This is a genomic window from Bradyrhizobium sp. DN3, assembly GCF_041357655.1.
In the GTDB taxonomy this organism is placed as follows: domain Bacteria; phylum Pseudomonadota; class Alphaproteobacteria; order Rhizobiales; family Xanthobacteraceae; genus Bradyrhizobium.
This window is the reverse complement of record NZ_JAULLN010000007.1, coordinates 1-16,036: the sequence shown is the minus strand read 5'-3', so window position 1 is coordinate 16,036 and position 16,036 is coordinate 1. Positions and strand designations below refer to the sequence as shown.

General features: G+C 63.8%; 20 protein-coding genes. 15 read left to right on the top strand and 5 right to left on the bottom strand.

Annotated features, from left to right (window positions below; translation table 11 throughout):
• The first annotated feature begins 22 nt into the window (after positions 1-22).
• Positions 23-1,294, top strand: coding sequence for an SDR family oxidoreductase (locus tag AAE027_RS12265; protein ID WP_370988265.1), 1,272 nt, complete (start codon positions 23-25; stop codon positions 1,292-1,294).
• Complete coding sequence (locus AAE027_RS12260; protein ID WP_370988264.1) at positions 1,294-1,773, top strand: DUF2269 family protein; 480 nt, start codon at positions 1,294-1,296, stop codon at positions 1,771-1,773. The genes AAE027_RS12265 and AAE027_RS12260 overlap by 1 nt, the downstream gene beginning before the upstream one ends.
• A gap of 63 nt (positions 1,774-1,836) precedes the next feature.
• Here the strand turns inward: AAE027_RS12260 and AAE027_RS12255 are convergent, their stop codons facing one another.
• Positions 1,837-2,337 (bottom strand): septal ring lytic transglycosylase RlpA family protein, encoded by a 501-nt coding sequence (locus tag AAE027_RS12255; protein ID WP_370988262.1) that lies wholly within the window; start codon positions 2,335-2,337, stop codon positions 1,837-1,839.
• Between the two features lie 216 nt (positions 2,338-2,553).
• Positions 2,554-3,759: an LLM class flavin-dependent oxidoreductase gene (locus AAE027_RS12250; protein WP_370988261.1), complete on the bottom strand. Its 1,206-nt coding sequence runs from the start codon at positions 3,757-3,759 to the stop codon at positions 2,554-2,556.
• A 262-nt stretch (positions 3,760-4,021) separates the two neighbouring features.
• On the opposite strand from AAE027_RS12250, the gene napE reads away from it, so the two are divergent.
• The 6 genes from napE to AAE027_RS12220 all read left to right on the top strand — a co-directional run bounded on the left by napE (position 4,022) and on the right by AAE027_RS12220 (position 9,439).
• Positions 4,022-4,207, top strand: coding sequence for a periplasmic nitrate reductase, NapE protein (gene napE / locus AAE027_RS12245; protein WP_128936439.1), 186 nt, complete (start codon positions 4,022-4,024; stop codon positions 4,205-4,207).
• Positions 4,208-4,233: 26 nt separating this feature from the next.
• Entirely contained in the window at positions 4,234-4,593 is a 360-nt protein-coding gene (locus AAE027_RS12240; protein WP_370988260.1) for a chaperone NapD, read from the top strand.
• A gap of 17 nt (positions 4,594-4,610) precedes the next feature.
• Entirely contained in the window at positions 4,611-7,124 is a 2,514-nt protein-coding gene (gene napA, locus AAE027_RS12235; RefSeq protein ID WP_370988259.1) for a nitrate reductase catalytic subunit NapA, read from the top strand.
• On the top strand, positions 7,121-7,591 hold the full coding sequence (locus AAE027_RS12230) for a nitrate reductase cytochrome c-type subunit (RefSeq protein ID WP_370988257.1): 471 nt from the start codon (positions 7,121-7,123) through the stop codon (positions 7,589-7,591). Before napA ends, AAE027_RS12230 begins: the two co-directional genes overlap by 4 nt.
• Positions 7,588-8,235 (top strand): NapC/NirT family cytochrome c, encoded by a 648-nt coding sequence (locus AAE027_RS12225; RefSeq protein ID WP_370988256.1) that lies wholly within the window; start codon positions 7,588-7,590, stop codon positions 8,233-8,235. The genes AAE027_RS12230 and AAE027_RS12225 overlap by 4 nt, the downstream gene beginning before the upstream one ends.
• An 88-nt stretch (positions 8,236-8,323) precedes the next feature.
• Positions 8,324-9,439, top strand: a complete 1,116-nt coding sequence (locus AAE027_RS12220; protein WP_176945624.1) for an ATP-dependent DNA helicase — start codon at positions 8,324-8,326, stop codon at positions 9,437-9,439.
• Between the two features lie 178 nt (positions 9,440-9,617).
• Here the strand turns inward: AAE027_RS12220 and AAE027_RS12215 are convergent, their stop codons facing one another.
• Positions 9,618-11,306, bottom strand: a complete 1,689-nt coding sequence (locus AAE027_RS12215; RefSeq protein ID WP_370988477.1) for a caspase family protein — start codon at positions 11,304-11,306, stop codon at positions 9,618-9,620.
• A 245-nt stretch (positions 11,307-11,551) separates the two neighbouring features.
• Here AAE027_RS12215 and msrA point away from each other — a divergent pair, with 245 nt between their 5' ends.
• The 4 genes from msrA to AAE027_RS12195 all read left to right on the top strand — a co-directional run bounded on the left by msrA (position 11,552) and on the right by AAE027_RS12195 (position 13,480).
• Entirely contained in the window at positions 11,552-12,256 is a 705-nt protein-coding gene (msrA, locus tag AAE027_RS12210; RefSeq protein ID WP_370988255.1) for a peptide-methionine (S)-S-oxide reductase MsrA, read from the top strand.
• A 30-nt stretch (positions 12,257-12,286) separates the two neighbouring features.
• Positions 12,287-12,706 (top strand): peptide-methionine (R)-S-oxide reductase MsrB, encoded by a 420-nt coding sequence (gene msrB / locus AAE027_RS12205; protein ID WP_128936446.1) that lies wholly within the window; start codon positions 12,287-12,289, stop codon positions 12,704-12,706.
• Positions 12,707-12,813: 107 nt separating this feature from the next.
• Positions 12,814-12,978: a DUF3309 family protein gene (locus AAE027_RS12200; protein WP_091888324.1), complete on the top strand. Its 165-nt coding sequence runs from the start codon at positions 12,814-12,816 to the stop codon at positions 12,976-12,978.
• Positions 12,979-13,192: 214 nt separating this feature from the next.
• Positions 13,193-13,480 carry a hypothetical protein gene (locus AAE027_RS12195; protein ID WP_091888322.1) on the top strand — a complete coding sequence of 96 codons (288 nt, stop codon included), beginning with the start codon at positions 13,193-13,195 and terminating at the stop codon, positions 13,478-13,480.
• Between the two features lie 239 nt (positions 13,481-13,719).
• Here AAE027_RS12195 and AAE027_RS12190 read toward each other — a convergent pair whose 3' ends face one another.
• Together AAE027_RS12190 and AAE027_RS12185 are read right to left on the bottom strand one after the other, a co-directional pair.
• Positions 13,720-14,262, bottom strand: coding sequence for a DUF4112 domain-containing protein (locus AAE027_RS12190; protein ID WP_370988254.1), 543 nt, complete (start codon positions 14,260-14,262; stop codon positions 13,720-13,722).
• Between the two features lie 61 nt (positions 14,263-14,323).
• Positions 14,324-14,749, bottom strand: coding sequence for a DUF5413 family protein (locus AAE027_RS12185; protein WP_091888318.1), 426 nt, complete (start codon positions 14,747-14,749; stop codon positions 14,324-14,326).
• Positions 14,750-14,894: 145 nt separating this feature from the next.
• Here AAE027_RS12185 and AAE027_RS12180 point away from each other — a divergent pair, with 145 nt between their 5' ends.
• The 3 genes from AAE027_RS12180 (at position 14,895) to AAE027_RS12170 (ending at position 15,930) form a co-directional block, all read left to right on the top strand.
• Complete coding sequence (locus AAE027_RS12180; protein ID WP_091888316.1) at positions 14,895-15,143, top strand: hypothetical protein; 249 nt, start codon at positions 14,895-14,897, stop codon at positions 15,141-15,143.
• Between the two features lie 31 nt (positions 15,144-15,174).
• Positions 15,175-15,405 carry a hypothetical protein gene (locus tag AAE027_RS12175; RefSeq protein WP_370988253.1) on the top strand — a complete coding sequence of 77 codons (231 nt, stop codon included), beginning with the start codon at positions 15,175-15,177 and terminating at the stop codon, positions 15,403-15,405.
• Between the two features lie 249 nt (positions 15,406-15,654).
• Positions 15,655-15,930, top strand: coding sequence for a hypothetical protein (locus tag AAE027_RS12170; protein ID WP_244551141.1), 276 nt, complete (start codon positions 15,655-15,657; stop codon positions 15,928-15,930).
• Positions 15,931-16,036 lie beyond the last annotated feature (106 nt).

Here is a 16,036-nt window from a genome sequence, read left to right as displayed (position 1 = left end):
CCGCCAACCGAAGGACCCGGTAATGCGCATCCTTCTCGTTGGGGGTACGGGGCTTATCGGATCGGCAATCCACGCCAGGCTGTCCGCCGAAGGGCATGAATGCGTATTGGTGTCGCGTCATGCGGCGGCACCCGAAGCGCGCCACATCGCCCTCGATATTGCTCGGACCACCGATGCTTCGACATGGAAGAGCCTTCTTGCAGGCGTCGATGCCGTCATCAACGCGGCGGGCGCGCTGCAGGGACAGAACATGCAAGGCGTTCATGTCGCCGGCAGCGCGGCGCTTTATGCGGCCTGCGAAAGCGCGGGCGTCCGCCGTGTCATCCTGTTCTCGGCGATCGGCAGCGATCGCGATGCGCGGACCGATTTTTCTCGCACCAAACGGGACGGCGAAGCCGCCTTGATGGCGCGGGACCTCGATTGGATCGTGCTGCGGCCTTCCGTCGTAGTGGGCCGGGCCGCCTATGGTGGCAGCGCGCTGTTGCGAGGGCTGGCGTCACTACCGGTTCTACCGGTCATGCCGGACACGGCGGCGATCCAACCGGTGCATCTCGACGACGTCGTCGACACGGTTGTGTTCTTCCTGCAACCTGGCGCGCCTTCCCGCCTCGCGCTTGATCTGGCCGGTCCACGGCGGATGGCCTTCAGCGACGCGGTCGCGCTGTTTCGCTCTTGGCTGCGCTGGAGGCCGGCTTACCGCCTGCACCTGCCTTCCTGGGCGGCTTCGGCAGCTTATCGCGCCGGTGACGTTGCGCAGATGCTGGGCTGGGCAACGCCCGTCAACGCGACGGCACAGGGCGAGATGCGGCGCGGCGCGACCGGTGATCCCGAGCCCTGGCGTCAGGTCACCGGCATGAGGCCGCGCGATCTCGAAGTCGCGCTCGCACGCGAACCCGCCTCGGTGCAGGAACGCTGGTTTGCACGGCTCTATGTGCTCAAGCCGCTGGTATTCGGCGTCTTCGGCCTGTTCTGGATCGCCACAGGCATCATCTCGCTCGGCCCGGGCTGGGAAATTGGAATGTCGTTGCTCCGGGGAGGCAGGCTGCAAGAACAATTCGCGGCTCTCACCGTCATCGCCGGCGCACTCGCCGACATCGTTATTGGCCTTGCGATTCTTTGGCGGCCTTTGAGCCGCTATGGGCTGTGGGCAGCACTGATCATCTCGCTCACCTATGTCGTGATCGGTACGACACTGGTGCCGCGGCTGTGGGCCGATCCACTCGGACCAATGCTGAAGATCTGGCCGGTGCTGATGCTCAATCTGGTCGCCATGGCGATCCGAGAGGATCGCTGATGCTCTATTTCCTTGTGAAGATAGTGCACATCATCGGTGCTGCGGTCCTGCTCGGCACCGGTGCCGCCATCGCTTTCTTCATGCTGATGGCGCATCTACGCGGTGACCCGCGCGAGATCGCGGGGGTCGCGCGGACGGTCGTGCTGGCCGACTTCCTGTTCACGGCGAGTGCGGTGATCGTGCAGCCGATCACCGGCACATGGCTCGCCTGGTCGGGCGGGTATTCCCTTGGCGATGGCTGGATTGCGGCATCCATCGCACTCTATGTGGTGACCGGCGCCTTCTGGCTGCCTGTCGTGTGGATGCAGACGCAAATGCGCGATCTTGCCGTCCGTGCGGTCGAGACCGACGCCAAGCTGCCCGCCGAGTATGACCGTCTCTTCCGGTGGTGGTTCGCCTTCGGATTTCCGGCGTTCGCAGCGGTGCTGGCTATCTTCTGGCTGATGATCGCCCGCCCAGCTATTCCATACTGGGACTAGATTGACGCACCTCTTCAGAGCCTCGCTGTCCGGGACGTGCACCGCCTCTTCCACGTCGGATTTTCAGCCCACCGGTCCCAGTGTCCAATCGTCCCCCGAAAGCGGGCTGACCCTCACGTCCTTAATGACTCCGCGCTCCAGGCTCGGATCGAAATGGCGCATCGTGCGCTCGTTGAAGTCAATGATGCGGCCGGGCCTGAGTGGTCCGACGTCATTGATCTTGACGATGACCTTCTTGCCTGCGGCCTCGACGAGAGCATATTTCGGCCTCACACCAAATTGGACCCCACCAAATTTCCGGCGCAAGCTTGTCTTGATGGCAGCCGTCCAGGCAGAGGGATCATAACGCTCGCCAGACGCTGTGCGCGGACCGCCCTCCTCCTTGCCGGGTTTGAATGGATTGTACATGGATGCGGCGCCTACGACCGCATTCCCAGAGACGGGATCGACATCGACGACGGCATTTGAGTGACCCCCACGCGTTTCACTTCGAGCAACGGTAACAGAAACGGCAAGCGCAAGCAGGGCGCCGCAAATTGCGGCGCTCGAGCGGAACAGCATCATAACTCCTGTGATTTTTTCGTCGTCCGGTTCCCGACACCGCAAACAGGCGCAAGCGAACGCGGAAGCGTTCACGAAACTTGCGCCGATGTTTTGCGGATTCGCGCCAACCCCTTGGCTATGGAACCGTTGTGTGAACCAGGGCGGTTCCCACGCAGTGTTTTAAGTTGTCACCGACTAAGACAGAGATTGCGTCAGCAACATGACTTAACGAACGGCCTATTCCGCGGCCGCCTTCACCGGGGCGACGTTGATCGCGAGCTTGCCGTAGCGATCCGTAAAAGCCTGGGTGTCGATCTCTTCCAGCTTGATCTCGCCGCTCATCACGCCCTGCTTCCAGGCCGCCTGGGCCGGATCGTTCTGGAACTCGGGCATCACCTCGCGGCCGAACAGCTCGAGCGATTCGCAGATGTGCTCGTGGCTGTTCTTGCCGGCCTGGTTGAGCAGGATGACCTGGTCGATATGCGAAGACTGGAAGCGCTTCAGCTTCCTGCGGATGGTCTCGGGCGAGCCGATCAGGCCGCCGCGCAAGGCCGCCTCCTGCGCTTGCGGATTGTCGCGCTTCCACTTGTTGTACTCGTCCCACATGTTGACGGTGCCGGGCGCGGGCCGCTGGCGGTTCTGCGAGGCGCCGTAGAAGCGCAGCGCGAACTGGAAGAAGGTGGCGCCGTCGGCGCGGGCACGCGCCTCCTCGTCGGTCTTCGCGCACATGAAGAACGAGACCAGCGCCAAGTTGGGATTGATCTCGTAATCGGCGAGCTTGGTGAGCCGCTTGGTCATCGCGTTGTAATAGGCGTGCACCCAGGCATGCGCGGCGTCGGCACTGACGAACTGAAAGCCGAGCGCGCCAAAGCCGTGGCGGCCGGCGCGCTCGATGGTCGGCAGTTGCGAGCACGCCATCCACAGCGGCGGATGCGGCTTCTGCACTGGCTTCGGCACGACGTTGCGCAAGGGGATGTCGAAATACTTGCCGTGATGCTCGCTGCCGCCATCTTTGAACATCGGGAAGATCGCGGCTACGGCCTCCTCGAACACCTCCTTCTTGGTCTCCATGTCGCGGCCGAACGGGGTGAGCTCGGTGATGGACGCGCTCTCGCCCATGCCAAATTCACAGCGGCCGTTACTGAGCAGATCGAGCACCGCGACGCGCTCGGCGACGCGTGCTGGGTGATTTGTCGTGAGCTGGAGGATGCCGTGGCCGAGCCTGATCTTCTGCGTGCGCTGGCTTGCAGCGGCGAGGAAGGATTCCGGGGAAGGCGAGTGCGAATATTCTTCGAGGAAGTGATGCTCGACGACCCAGGCGTGGTCGTAGCCCAGCTTATCGGCAAGCTCCATCTGCGAGAGCGCGTTCTGGTAGAGCCTGAGTTCGTCGCCGGCCACCCAAGGCCGTGGCAGTTGCAGCTCGTAGAAGATGCCGAACTTCATGGCGTCGCTCTCCCGCATTGTTCTTGTTAAGCGCATCTTAATGCGCGAGGTGGCGCTGTCCACCGACTCGCAATTCCGTCACACGGACATCGCTCGGCATGGCGCGGGATCAACGCAACGCTAACGCTTGCTGTGTGCGACACGCCCTCGCCCTGAGCCGTTGATCCAAATCAAGGTAACTGGACCTCATCCTCCTAAGGTGCCGGCAGGTAACGGCCCGGATGCCGTCTCGCTTCCCATATCCCTATCAGAGAGTCCGAATATGTCGGCCCCTGACGACACGACAGATCGCGTGCGCCGTAAGCGCATGGAGATTTTCGCCTTCCTGTTCCTGACCGCGGTCGTGATGCCCGTCCTCGCGGTTGGGACCGTCGGCTCTTACGGCCTCGGCGTCTGGATCTACCAGATGTTCGCCGGTCCTCCCGGCCCGCCACCCTCCCCGCATTGATCCCTAAGAAGCGAAAGGCAGGCATCATGGCCCAAGCCTCACTGAACAAAGCCTCAGTCAACAAAGCCTCACTCAACAAGGCCACACTCAACCGCCGTGCCCTGATCACCGGCCGGGTGCTCAGCGATGAACGCATCATCCCGCCGCCGGGATGCGAGATCGCCAGCATCCTGGTGCAGGCGCGGCCCGAGCGGCTCGCTGAGGTCGAAGCCGAAATCACTGGGTTGGCCGGCTGCGAGATCCATGGCCGCGACGCGCGCGGAAAACTCGTCGTCGTGACCGAAGCGCCCGATGCCGGCAGCCTCGGCACCCTGCTCAACACCATCCAGTCGCTGCGAGACGTCTATTCCGCGGCGCTGGTCTTTCACGCCATCGAAACCGCCTGAAGGCCGGGAGAGCCATCATGACATCGCCCAAGCTCGACCGCCGCCAGATGCTGAAGTTGGAGGCGGCCGCCATCGCCGCTGCTGCCGCCGGGATGCCGGCCCCGGCGCTCGCCGCCAATCTCGTCACCGAGCGCAACAACAGCGAAATGAAGTGGGACAAGGCCGCCTGCCGCTTCTGCGGCACCGGCTGCTCGGTGATGGTCGCGACCAAGGACAATCGCATCGTCGCCACTCATGGCGATATCAAGGCCGAGGTCAATCGCGGCCTCAACTGCGTCAAGGGCTACTTCCTCTCGAAGATCATGTACGGCCATGACCGTCTGACGCAGCCGATGCTGCGCAAGACGGCTGGCAAATACGACAAGAACGGCGAGTTCACGCCTGTTACCTGGACCGAAGCCTTCGACATCATGGAGCTGAAGTGGAAGGAGGCGATTAGGAAGCGCGGGCCGAACGGCGTCGCCATGTTCGGCTCCGGCCAGTGGACGATCTGGGAAGGCTATGCCGCCTCGAAGCTGTTCAAGGCCGGCTTCCGCACCAACAACATCGATCCCAATGCGCGGCACTGCATGGCCTCCGCGGTGGCCGGCATGATGCGCACCTTCGGCATCGACGAGCCGCCCGGCTGCTATGACGACATCGAGGCGACCGACGCCTTCGTGCTGTGGGGCTCCAACATGGCGGAGATGCACCCGATCCTGTGGACGCGTCTGGCCGACCGCCGTCTCTCCGCGCCGCATGTCCGCGTCGCCGTGCTCTCGACCTTCGAGCATCGCTCGTTCGACCTCGCCGACATCGGCATGGTGTTCAAGCCGCAGACCGACCTCTACATCCTCAACGCCATCGCCAACCACATCATCAAGACCGGCCGCGTCAACAAGGATTTTGTTGCCGCACATACGGTGTTCAAGCGCGGCCAGACCGACATTGGTTATGGATTGCGGCCCGAGCACCCGCTCCAGAAGAAGGCGACCGGCGCGGCGAAACCCAACGATTCCACGGACATGAGCTATGACGAGTTCGTCAAGTTCGTCTCGGAATATACGCTGGAGAAGGCGGCGCAGATGTCCGGCGTGCCGCTGAACCGCCTCGAGGCGCTCGCTGAGCTCTACGCCGATCCAAAAACAAAAGTGGTCTCGTTCTGGACCATGGGCTTCAACCAGCACACCCGCGGCGTCTGGTGCAACAACCTCGTCTACAACATCCATCTTCTGACCGGAAAGATCTCCGCGCCCGGCAACAGCCCGTTCTCGCTGACCGGTCAGCCGTCAGCCTGCGGCACCGCGCGCGAGGTCGGCACCTTCTCGCACCGCCTGCCGGCCGACATGGTCGTGACCAACAAGGCGCACCGCGATCACGCCGAGCACATCTGGCAGCTGCCCGAGGGCACGATTCCCGACAAGAACGGCGCGCACGCCGTGCTGCAAAGCCGGATGCTGAAGGACGGCCTGATCAACGCCTATTGGGTGCAGGTCAACAACAACCTGCAAGCCGGGCCCAACGCCAACGAGGAGACCTATCCCGGCTTCCGCAATCCCGACAATTTCATCGTGGTCTCGGACGCCTATCCGTCGGTGACCGCGCTTGCCGCCGATTTGATCCTGCCGACCGCGATGTGGGTGGAGAAAGAAGGCGCCTATGGCAATGCCGAGCGGCGCACGCAGTTCTGGCATCAGCTCGTCTCCGCGCCCGGCGAGGCGAAATCCGATCTGTGGCAGCTGATGGAATTTTCAAAACGCTTCAAGATCGAGGAGGTCTGGCCCGAGGACCTGATCGCCAAGAAGCCGGAGGTGCGCGGCAAGACGCTGTTCGACGTGCTCTACCGGAACGGCCAGGTCGACAAATTTCCGGTCTCCGACATCGAGCCCGGCTATCTCAACGACGAGTCCAAGGCGTTCGGCTTCTACGTCCACAAGGGCCTGTTCGAGGAGTACGCCACCTTCGGCCGCGGCCATGGCCACGATCTCGCGCCGTTCGAGGCCTATCACCGCGAGCGCGGGCTGCGCTGGCCGGTGGTCAACGGTCAGGAGACGAAGTGGCGCTTCCGCGAGGGCAGCGACCCCTACGTCAAGCAGGGCACGGACGTGCAGTTCTACGGCTATCCCGACGGCAAGGCCCGCATCTTCGCGCTGCCCTACGAGCCCCCGGCGGAATCGCCCGACAACGAGTATCCGTTCTGGCTCTCGACCGGCCGCGTGCTGGAGCACTGGCATTCCGGCACCATGACGCGCCGCGTGCCCGAGCTCTACAAGGCGTTCCCCGAAGCCGTCTGCTTCATGCATCCGGACGACGCGCAGGAGGCGAAGCTCCGCCGCGGGGATGAAGTGAAGGTGGTCTCCCGCCGCGGCTTCATCCGCGCCCGCGTCGAGACGCGCGGCCGCGACCGGCCGCCGCGCGGCCTCGTGTTCGTGCCGTGGTTCGACGAATCCAAGCTGATCAACAAGGTGACGCTGGACGCCACCGATCCGATCTCGCTGCAAACCGACTTCAAGAAATGCGCCGTGCGCATCGAGCGGGTGAGCATGTCATGATGAAACGATCCGCAATCGTCCTGCTCGCCCTCGCGATCGCAGCCGGCGCGAGCTCCCTGACCGCGCAGACGGTGACATCGGGCCTGCGCGGCCCGACCCCGCTCAACGACGAGGGCCCGGCACCGCCGATGCTGCCGAACCGCAATACGTCCGAAAGGGAGGTGCGCAACTATCCCGAGCAGCCGCCGGTGATCCCGCACACGATCGACGGCTACCAGATCGATCTCAACGGCAATAAGTGCCTGTCCTGCCACGCGCGGGCGCGCACGGCGGAATCGCAGGCGCCGATGGTCTCGATCACGCACTTCATGGACCGTGACGGCCAGTTGCTGGGCTCGGTCTCACCGCGGCGCTTCTTCTGCACGGAATGCCACGTGCCGCAGAATACCGCCAATCCGCCCGTCAGCAACGATTTCACCGACATCGACACGCTGCTGTCGCGCGCCAGCCCCGGTGGCCGGCGATGACGACGACCGCTGATGAATCCAAGCGCAAGACGACGCGCGGCCTTCTGGCGCGCAGCTGGGATTTTGCGCTCGAACTCTGGCAGGTGCTGATCCGGCCGAGTTCGGTGTTCGGGCTCGGCGTGCTGGTGCTGGCGGGCTTTGCGGCCGGCGTGATCTTCTGGGGCGGCTTCAACACCGCGCTGGAAATCACCAACACCGAGAAGTTCTGCACCGGCTGCCACGAGATGAAGGACAACGTTTTTGCCGAGCTGAAATCGACCATCCATTTCAGCAACCGCTCCGGCGTGCGTGCCACCTGCCCGGACTGCCACGTGCCGCACAACTGGACCGACAAGATCGCGCGCAAGATGCAGGCCTCCAAGGAGGTCTGGGGCAAGATCTTTGGCACGATCGACACAAGAGAGAAATTCCTCGACCACCGGCTCGAACTCGCGGCGCATGAATGGGCGCGTTTCAAGGCCAACGATTCCCTGGAATGCCGCAACTGCCACAGCGCCGATTCCATGGACATCACCAAGCAATCGCCGCGGGCCTCGGTGGCGCACCAGCGCTTCCTGTTCACCAAGGAAAAGACCTGCATCGACTGCCACAAGGGCATCGCCCATCAATTGCCCGACATGCGCGGCGTTCCCGGCTGGCAGTAGGGTGGTCGGCCCGGCTTGAACGGGCGCTGCGAATGGTTAGTTTTGGGGGATGGCGAATCGGTCGATTTCGCCCTTCTTCAAGACAGAGATGGCGACATTCACCCCGCATCAGGACGCCGCGCTCAAGGCCGTTGGCGATTGGCTCAAAGCAAAGCCCGGCCGGGGCGGCACGCCGCCGGTGTTCCGCCTGTTCGGCTTTGCCGGCACGGGCAAGACCACGCTGGCGCGGCACATCGCCGAGGGCGTTGACGGCGAGGTGAAGTTCGCCGCCTTCACCGGCAAGGCCGCGCTGGTCATGCGCAACAAGGGTTGCGACGATGCCTCCACCATCCACTCCCTGATCTATCGCGCCCGCGAATCCGGTGAGGAGCAGCCGAGCTTCGAGCTGTGGGACGACGCGCCGGCCTCAAAAGCCAAGCTGATCGTGATCGACGAATGCTCCATGGTCGACGCCGAATTGGGCCGAGACCTGATGTCGTTCGACTGCCCGCTGCTGGTGTTAGGGGACCCCGCGCAGCTGCCGCCGATCCAGGGCGGCGGCTTCTTCACCAATTCGGAGCCGGATGCGATGCTGACCGAGGTGCATCGCCAGGCCCAGGACGATCCGATCGTGCGGATGTCGATGGACGTTCGCGAGGGCCGCGAGCTCGACATCGGACGCTATGGTGAGAGCGAGGTGGTCTCGCGCAAGGAGCTCGACCCTGACCGCGTCATGGGCGCCGACCAGGTCCTGGTCGGGCGCAACAACACGCGACGTGCCTACAACATGCGGGTGCGCCAGCGCCAGAACATCGAGGATCAATTCCCAGTCGCCGGCGACAAGCTGGTATGCCTGCGCAACAACCGCAAGAAGGGCCTGTTCAACGGCGGCCTGTGGCGCGTGAAGTCGCGCAACACCTCACGTTCCAAGTCGCGCATCCTCAGCATGCGGCTGTCGCCGGACGAGGATTTCGGCCACAAGGTGACGAAGGTCTCGGTACGCGCCGATTGCTTCGAGGGCGGCATCGAGCAGATCGCCTGGGAGCAGCGCAAGCCCTATGACGAGTTCGACTATGGCTACGTGCTCACCGTGCACAAATCGCAAGGCTCGCAATGGGACGACGTCGTGCTGTTCGACGAAAGCTTTGCGTTTCAGGACTCGAGGGCGCGGTGGCTGTATACGGGGATCACGCGGGCGGCGAAACGGCTGAGCGTGGTTGTCTAAAACTCCGCTCCCGTAGGGTGGGCAAAGGCGCGAAGCGCCGTGCCCACCATTTATCCAAGCACACGTTAAAAATGGTGGGCACGCTTCCGCCTTCGCTCTTCGAGCTACGGCGGACAAGTCGCTTTGCCCACCCTACGGGACCGCGCATGAGGCGCCGCCGTCGCATCCCACGCCAACCTCACTTCCCCGCAACAAAATAAAAATCCTCGCGCCCTGGCGGCGAGCCGTAGGTGAACGGCTGCTGTTCGTGCCGGGTAGCGGCCCAGACGTCGTCGCGGATGATGTCGAACAATTTCCTGATCTCGACACGCGGCTGCCTGATCTCGCGGGCGAGCGCGGTGGCGAACGGGCTGTTGGCGCTGCCGTCGCCGTCCATCGCGGTCTCGCCGTGCTTGGCGGCGTAGACCACCATGAAGCCGGCGCCGGGCTCGATGTTGGAGAAGCCCCTGTCGACGAGTTTCAGCGACAGCGTGCGCTGCATGGTCGGCGCAAACGGATTGTCGCGGCAGGCATCCAGGACCACGAGACGCACTTTCCGCGCGGCGCCGACGGCGGCGATCACCTGCTCCAGCGCGACCGCTTCGGTCTCGGCGTCCTTGTCCGCGGTGAGCTTTGCGTCGACCGGAACGAGATAGTTCACGCCGCCGATCTCGAAACCGTGGCCGGCATAGTAGACCACGGCCCAGTCGGCCTTTTCCGCTTCCTCGGCGAAGGCCTGCAGCGTCTGGAAGAATTTGTCGCGGGTGAGGTCGCTGGTGGACATCACGATCTGAAAGCCGAGATCGCGCAGCACGCCCGCGATCAGCCTGGAGTCGCGCTGCGGATTGGGCAATGCATGCACGTTCTTGTAGGCGCCGTTGCCGATCACCAGCGCGACGCGGCGCCCGACGGCCGCGCCGCCCGGCGTCTGCGGCGTCAGCGCGGCGAGCCGCTCCTGGGCGATAGCGCGGGCGCGCGCAACCTCGGTCTCATCGAACCTGGTCAGCGAATAGGCCGCGGCGCGGTAATCGGCGCGGGCCTGGGCGAGATCCTTCCTGCGCTCGTAGATCCGGCCGCGGCCGGAATGGGCGCGGACATTGTTGGGATTGATCTGGATGGCCGTGTTGTAGTCCTTCAGCGCGGCGTCGAGATCGCCCTTCATCATGTTGACGTCGGCGCGGTTGTTGATCGCGAACACGTTCTTCGGCTGCCTCTCGATCAGGCCGTTGCAGTCGGCAAGGGCCTGCGCGTACTTGCCCATCATGCCGTAGGTGATGCAGCGATTGGCCGCGATCTGCGGCGCGGCCGGATCGATCTTCTCGGCTTCCGCAAAGTCGGCGATCGCGCCATCGAAATCCTTCATCAGCGTGCGAACCCGCGCGCGATTGGTCCAGCCGAGCAGGAATTTTGGCGTGTACTTGATCGACAGGCTGAAATCGTCGAGTGCACTCTGCAGCGCGCCCCGGCGCGCCTGGATGACGCCACGGTTGTTGTAGGGAACGCCGTAGGCCGGCCGCTTCTGGAGCGCGAGATTGTAGTCGGCCATCGCGAGGTCGTCCTCGCCCCTGCGCTCATGCGCGAGACCGCGCAGGTTGAGCGCCACGACATAATCGGGATCGAGGTCGAGGGCCGTGGACAGGACTTCGATGGCGTGGACGTAGTCGCGCTTGTTGATCAGCGTGTTGCCGCGCACGGACAGCGCGATCGCCTTGTCCTTGCCGGCAACACGGTCGGCGTTGAGCAGATTGTCGCAGGCCGTCGCGCGGGCCTGAAGCTCCGCCTGGCGGTCACGGCAAATGGCGAGATCGTCGCCGACTTGCGGATCGGCCAAGGCGAGCGAGGCGGAGGCGGCCAGGACGACGAGGATCAGGGAAATGACGCGCAGCATGTTGTCAGGCCACTCCCAGCCACCATTTTCCAGATCGATCATCGATCGTGCGGGTTCATCTAGCGCGGAGTTCCCGATCCCGCCAAGTCGCGCGGTCCGAAGCCACTTCTCACGGACTCGTGTCCGTCCCGGCGTAACGATCGCCCCCCGTGCCCGTATCTCGGATGATCGAAAACACCGCCGCGCAGGCTGTTCGCCCGACGTCGGCCGCCCTAAACTGTCAGACCTTCGGAAAGAGGATCGCCATGCGCCGACCTGCCGTCCTGTCCCTGTTCGCCGCAACCGCCGCCCTGACGCTGGCCTTTGCCATGCCGTCCCGGGCCGCGGAGGATGCGGTCGTGATCCCCGCCCCCGCCATGGATGCAGCGTCCGCGAGCGGAATCCAGACCACCGTCATCGCCGGCGGCTGCTTCTGGGGCGTTCAGGGCGTCTTCCAGCACACCGCGGGCGTCGTCAATGCCGTCTCCGGCTATGCCGGCGGCACCAAGGCGACCGCCGACTACCAGACTGTCTCGAGCGGCCGCACCGGCCACGCCGAGTCCGTCGAGATCAAGTACGACCCGAAGAAGATCTCCTATGGAAAGATCCTCCAGATCTACTTCTCGGTGGTGCACGACCCGACCCAGCTCAACCGCCAGGGCCCTGACGTGGGCTCGCAATACCGCTCGGCGATCTTCACCACCTCCGACGAGCAGAAGAAGGTGGCGGAGGCCTATATCGCCCAGCTCAACGCGGCCCGCGTCTTCAACAAGCCGATCGTGACCAAGGTCGGTGCGCTGGAGGCATTCTATCCGGCGGAGGCCTATCATCAGGACTATCTGACGCTGCACCCGAACCAGCCCTACATCGCCTATAACGACCTCCCCAAGGTCGAGAACCTGAAAAAGCTGTTCGCGGATAATTACATTGAGAAGCCGACGCTGGTGAATGCCAGCAAGGCAACCAACTGATCGCGAGATCACGAGAGAAACGGGAGACCCATGCCCGACGCCAAGACGAAAATAACGGACGACAAAGTCATCAAGAGCGAAGAGCAGTGGCGGCGCGAACTGACGCCGATGCAGTACGCGGTGCTGCGCGAGAAGGCGACCGAGCGTCCCTTCTCCGGCGAATATGAGCACGACGAGCGCGCCGGCACTTACGTCTGCGCCGGCTGCGGCAACGTGCTGTTCGAGTCCGACGCCAAGTTCGATTCCGGCTGCGGCTGGCCGAGCTTCACCGAGCCCGCGGTCGAGAGCCATATCGACGAGGAGCGCGACACCAGCCACGGCATGATCCGCACCGAGGTTCTGTGCTCCAAGTGCAGCGGCCATCTCGGCCATGTCTTCCCCGACGGCCCCGGGCCGACCGGCCTGCGTTACTGCATCAACTCCGCCGCGCTGAAGCTCGAGCCGAAATAAGCTCGCGCTCGCCGGGTTCCAGCATGGAACCCGGCGGCTTGATGTGCTTTTCTCCTCTGGCGGTGCGGTCGATCAGCGCATTTTGGCGGCCGCCAGGGAGGGATGCCATGTCACTCGGGACCATCCTGATCATCCTGGTGATCATCTATCTCGTGGGCGGCCTGTCCGGCCGCTTCGGCGGTTATGGCTATGGCCTTGGCCATTCCGGCATGGGGATCGGTGGCGTCGTGCTGGTGGTGCTGGTCGTGCTGTTGCTTCTTGGCAAGTTGTAAACTATGTAACGCATTGAAATTGCTTGATTTATTTCGTGTGCGGGGCTGCCATGCGCGGATTCACGTTCTCCCATCGCAGGGGTCGCATTTCTGTCAAAACGGCCTATATTAGGGGGCGAAAATGACATGTGCGGCGGGCCCGCTCGATTGCGGCCTCTGCCCTCCCCAACCCCACGCGCTTAAAGCCCCAGAGAAGATCACGAGGTCTTTGACCATGCGTCCACTGCGTCCGTTCAACTTCAACACCTCCGCCGAACTTTTCCCCGCCGCGATCCGCAAGAAGAAGCGCGCGGGCTTCACCTATCGCCGGTTCGGCACCGCGGCCGAAGCCGTGCAGTTCGCGATGGAGCAGTTGCCGACGGATTCGCTGAACGGCGCCTATCTCCAGGTCGAGGAAGCGCGCTTCGACCAGAACGGCATCCGCTCGCTCTATGAGAGCGAAGCCTTCCCGCTGCCCCGTCGCCGCAAGGCTGATGCCAGCACCGACGCCGACGCGGCGTAAGCTTTTTCGCAAGCCTCCGATGTGCGCAGAAGGCGCGATGGCCGAAGGGCCGTCGCGCTTTTTGCATTGTTAGTTCTCCTCTCCCGCTTGCGGGAGAGGGCTGGGGTGAGGGTATCTCCGCGATCGAGAACCCCCAAGAGGCGAAAACCCTCACCCGGCGCTACGCGCCGACCTCTCCCGCAAGCGGGAGAGGTGCAGCGAGCCTGACACTCGAATGGCTCATCAAAATTCCTAGGACTTCAGATCCGCGGCTGCTTCTCCAGCCAGCGGCGGAGCAGGCGCACGTTGCGCATGTTGGCGCGGAACATGACGTCGAAGGCGTCGCCCGCGAACGGCACCATGCCGACCACGCCGTCGACCGCGACATTGCCGAGCATGCGCGCCGTGATGTACCAGGGCGCGCCCAGCGCCCTCGCCTCGCGCACCAGCCACAACGAGATCGCGGTGGTGATGATGTCACCGACGACCGGGATCAGTCCGATCAGCCCGTCGATGCCGTAGCGGATGTTGGTGCCGGGCAGGATGAAGGCGACGTCGAGCAACTTCGCGATCGCCTCGAGCCGCGCGATCCGCTGCTCGCGCGTCAGATTGCCGAACGGATTGCCTTGCCCGAACTCGAAGCGAAACTCGCGAAACCCCTGCTCCAGCGTCTCGGGACGGATCTCGTGACCTTCCTGGTCGATGATCGGCCCGCGCGCCTCCTTGCCTGAAAAGGTCGCCCGCGAGCCGCTTCCCGAACGGAATCTGCGCGGAGCAAGGATATCGTCGTCGGACATGGTCATGGCCTCCAAAGAACGCGCTGCCGCGGCAGAGGTTGCGGCGCCGCGCCCGATGGTCGCGCGCTCAGGTCGGTGCCGCCACGGCTTGCGGCTCCTCGACATATCTATGCACGAGCCAGGACGAAATCACCGCGGGCACGAACCCGACGAGGCCGTACAGGATGAACTGCACCGCGCCGGAATCCGGCCCGCGCGAGCTGTAGATCAGCGAGGCCAGGACGAAGGCGAGCAGGCCGACCAGCAGCATCCGCAAGCCCGGGCCGATCCGCCTGATGTGGACCAGGATGTCGTCGACCGCGCCAAGCATCACCGAGGGCAGGATGCCGAACAGATAGCTGTATTGCAGGGACTTGAAGAACACAGCGAACAGCTTGCCAACCTCACCGAGGCTGGTCTGGGCCCAATAGCCGGACTGATAGGTCGTCGTCAGCAGCAGCAGGAACCCGCCGACGAACGGGCCGACCAGCGCAAACACCAGATAGCGTTTCATCGAGCATCCCCTCAACTTCGCCAGCCTTATAGCAGCGCCACGGGAACCTTGAATAGCGGGGCGCTGGCCTCCTTGAGGGGAACAAGTGGCAGGGCGATGAGTTCATGCAGGACCTGAATTTAACCCTGGCAGATTGGAGCCGCCGATGGCCCGTCAACTCGTTCTGGCGACAATCGCGCTGGCAGCCCTGACCGGTCTGTCGAACGCACCTGCTCTTGCCCAAGGCCAAGGCCACATGGGCACGCCGCAGGAGCAGAAGGCCTGCTCGCGGGATGCATCGCGCCTGTGCCGCAAGGACCTCGGCAATGACAGCGCGGTTCAGAGCTGCCTGCAGGCCAACCGGGCCAAGCTGTCGAAGTCTTGCAGCAAGGTGTTTCAGAGCCACGGCATGTGAGGACCGGAACCCGCGAACGGAGTGTGAAGCCATGCTGCGCGACGAACAACTCTCGATCCTGCGGGACATCAGCCAGTCGGTTGCCTTCGCCGACGATCGCCACGGCAAGATCGGCGAACTGATCGCCGATGGCTATGTGATGAAGGACGGCGATCTGTTCGAGCTCACGCCCAAGGGCGTCACCGCCGTCGAGGAACACGCCGCCGCTCTCGGCGCGAGCGATGCAGAACAAGCGAGCGCATCCTCCGATCGGCCGATCTGATCGCGCGCGACGTGACTCGCGTGCAACAATTGCGAATTCCTTTGCGCTGACCATTGCAGCCGCGTGACAATGGCGCATACTTCGCTTCGGGCGGCGCAGCACTTTTCGATTCGAACATCAGGAAATCGAGCGACCACATGCGGGATTGAGTTCCCGACGTGAAGGCTGTGACATGCGGCAGATCAAGCCGCGTGCGGCGCCCCAAAAACCAAGTGGCTCAAGCCCACGGAACTCGGGGACCCATTCAGCATGACACGCTCTCAGACGATCGCAGCTCTCTTCGCCGTCGCCACCACCGCCGTCGCATTCCAGTCATCACCTGGTCTCGCCTTCTCGTCCGAAGCGCAGCAGATGTGCTCGGGCGATGCGATGCGGCTGTGCTCCAGTGAAATTCCTGATATCCCCAGGATCACCGCCTGCATGGTGCGGAACAAGGCGCGTGTCAGCCCTGCCTGCCGCGCCGTCATGGACCGCGAGCACGCAGCCGCCGCAGCATCGCGCAAGCGGGAAGCGGCGGCGCAGTAGCGCCGGATTGATTTCGGCTGGATCATTGAGGCTCGGTTCACCTCTCCCCGCCGGGGAGCAACTGTGTTGAAGTAGCCCGGCGATCGGCCGGCCTCAAGGCTGGCGC

What these genes read in the sequence shown, in the direction of transcription:
- AAE027_RS12265 (WP_370988265.1), top strand. Translation starts at nt 23, where the DNA reads ATGCGCATCCTTCTCGTTGGGGGTACGGGGCTTATCGGATCGGCAATC.
- AAE027_RS12260 (WP_370988264.1), top strand. Translation starts at nt 1,294, where the DNA reads ATGCTCTATTTCCTTGTGAAGATAGTGCACATCATCGGTGCTGCGGTC.
- AAE027_RS12255 (WP_370988262.1), bottom strand. Translation starts at nt 2,337, where the DNA reads ATGATGCTGTTCCGCTCGAGCGCCGCAATTTGCGGCGCCCTGCTTGCG.
- AAE027_RS12250 (WP_370988261.1), bottom strand. Translation starts at nt 3,759, where the DNA reads ATGAAGTTCGGCATCTTCTACGAGCTGCAACTGCCACGGCCTTGGGTG.
- napE (WP_128936439.1), top strand. Translation starts at nt 4,022, where the DNA reads ATGTCGGCCCCTGACGACACGACAGATCGCGTGCGCCGTAAGCGCATG.
- AAE027_RS12240 (WP_370988260.1), top strand. Translation starts at nt 4,234, where the DNA reads ATGGCCCAAGCCTCACTGAACAAAGCCTCAGTCAACAAAGCCTCACTC.
- napA (WP_370988259.1), top strand. Translation starts at nt 4,611, where the DNA reads ATGACATCGCCCAAGCTCGACCGCCGCCAGATGCTGAAGTTGGAGGCG.
- AAE027_RS12230 (WP_370988257.1), top strand. Translation starts at nt 7,121, where the DNA reads ATGATGAAACGATCCGCAATCGTCCTGCTCGCCCTCGCGATCGCAGCC.
- AAE027_RS12225 (WP_370988256.1), top strand. Translation starts at nt 7,588, where the DNA reads ATGACGACGACCGCTGATGAATCCAAGCGCAAGACGACGCGCGGCCTT.
- AAE027_RS12220 (WP_176945624.1), top strand. Translation starts at nt 8,324, where the DNA reads ATGGCGACATTCACCCCGCATCAGGACGCCGCGCTCAAGGCCGTTGGC.
- AAE027_RS12215 (WP_370988477.1), bottom strand. Translation starts at nt 11,306, where the DNA reads ATGCTGCGCGTCATTTCCCTGATCCTCGTCGTCCTGGCCGCCTCCGCC.
- msrA (WP_370988255.1), top strand. Translation starts at nt 11,552, where the DNA reads ATGCGCCGACCTGCCGTCCTGTCCCTGTTCGCCGCAACCGCCGCCCTG.
- msrB (WP_128936446.1), top strand. Translation starts at nt 12,287, where the DNA reads ATGCCCGACGCCAAGACGAAAATAACGGACGACAAAGTCATCAAGAGC.
- AAE027_RS12200 (WP_091888324.1), top strand. Translation starts at nt 12,814, where the DNA reads ATGTCACTCGGGACCATCCTGATCATCCTGGTGATCATCTATCTCGTG.
- AAE027_RS12195 (WP_091888322.1), top strand. Translation starts at nt 13,193, where the DNA reads ATGCGTCCACTGCGTCCGTTCAACTTCAACACCTCCGCCGAACTTTTC.
- AAE027_RS12190 (WP_370988254.1), bottom strand. Translation starts at nt 14,262, where the DNA reads ATGACCATGTCCGACGACGATATCCTTGCTCCGCGCAGATTCCGTTCG.
- AAE027_RS12185 (WP_091888318.1), bottom strand. Translation starts at nt 14,749, where the DNA reads ATGAAACGCTATCTGGTGTTTGCGCTGGTCGGCCCGTTCGTCGGCGGG.
- AAE027_RS12180 (WP_091888316.1), top strand. Translation starts at nt 14,895, where the DNA reads ATGGCCCGTCAACTCGTTCTGGCGACAATCGCGCTGGCAGCCCTGACC.
- AAE027_RS12175 (WP_370988253.1), top strand. Translation starts at nt 15,175, where the DNA reads ATGCTGCGCGACGAACAACTCTCGATCCTGCGGGACATCAGCCAGTCG.
- AAE027_RS12170 (WP_244551141.1), top strand. Translation starts at nt 15,655, where the DNA reads ATGACACGCTCTCAGACGATCGCAGCTCTCTTCGCCGTCGCCACCACC.